Consider the following 1,303-nt stretch of genomic DNA (forward strand, 5'->3'; position numbering starts at 1 on the left):
GGTGCAGGTGGTGAAGTAGAATAAAAATTAGTTTTAAACCTCGCAGGTTTTTAAAACCTGTGAGGTTTCTTATTTTTAAAAAATTAAATGAACAAAATCTCAAAAGCTTTCCTCATTTCGGATGTTATCTGCTTTGCCCTGCTTTTGGCTTTTCTTTTTTCGTTACCCTCAAAACTGTTCAAAACACCTACTTCGTTTGTAATTGAGGCAAGCAATGGTAATTTATTAAGTGCAGCAATTGCCAGCGATGGACAATGGCGGTTCCCTGTGGCGGACAGTGTTCCTGTAAAATTTAAAGATTGCATCATTGCTTTCGAGGATAAGCGGTTCTATAGTCACTTTGGCATTGATTTTCTGGCCATGAGCAGGGCCATGCGCCAGAATTGGAAAGCTAAAAGCGTGGTTAGTGGCGGGAGTACATTAACTATGCAGGTAATCCGTTTATCGCGAAAACAAGACCGAACGGTTTGGCAAAAATTATTGGAAGTGACTTTAGCTTTACGCTTAGAAACAAAATATTCAAAAGAGGAAATTATAGGCTTATATGCAGCAAATGCGCCCTTCGGCAGCAATGTTGTGGGCTTAGAAGCGGCAAGTTGGCGATATTATGGTCGCAATGCCAAAACCCTTTCATGGGGTGAAATGGCGACATTGGCTGTATTGCCCAATAGTCCTTCTTTGGTACATCCGGGTAAAAACTCGACGCGATTAATTAAAAAAAGAAACGATTTATTAGATAAGCTGGCTAAGTTAAAATACATCGATCAGGCAACTGCGAATTTAGCCAAGTTAGAACCCGTTCCGGGCAAGCCTATGCCTCTACCCCAAAATGCGCCGCATCTGTTGAACCGTTTTAAAATAGAACGAGCGAGTCTTAAAATCTCCTCTACCAGAATTACTTCTACACTGGATGAAAATATCCAGCTAAAAGTTAATGCCATATTAAAACGGTACAATAACCGTTACCGGGCAAACGACATCAACAATATTTCAGCATTAGTGCTGGATGCAAGAACCGGTCATGTTGTAAGTTATGTAGGCAATATCTACCAGCCAGAAAATGCTGACCTACAAAGCCACGTGGATATGATTAAAGCACCACGAAGTCCTGGCAGTACCTTAAAACCCTTGCTTTATGCTAGCATGATGAATGATGGCTTTATATTACCGCACACATTAGTTCCCGATATCCCAACTCAAATAGCGGGCTATTCACCACAAAATTACGATCTGGGCTATGATGGCGCCATTGCTGCAGATAAAGCGTTGAGCCGCTCCTTAAACATCCCTGCAGTAAAAATGC

Annotated in this window: 1 protein-coding gene; it reads left to right on the top strand. The window is 41.4% G+C overall.

Going from position 1 to position 1,303, the window contains the following annotated elements:
• Positions 1–87 precede the first annotated feature (87 nt).
• Positions 88–1,303: transglycosylase domain-containing protein (locus tag AC1DND_RS28015; protein WP_477586146.1), on the top strand; the 1,216-nt coding region annotated here is incomplete at its 3' end.

Source organism: Pedobacter sp. 01N416 (assembly GCF_056399685.1).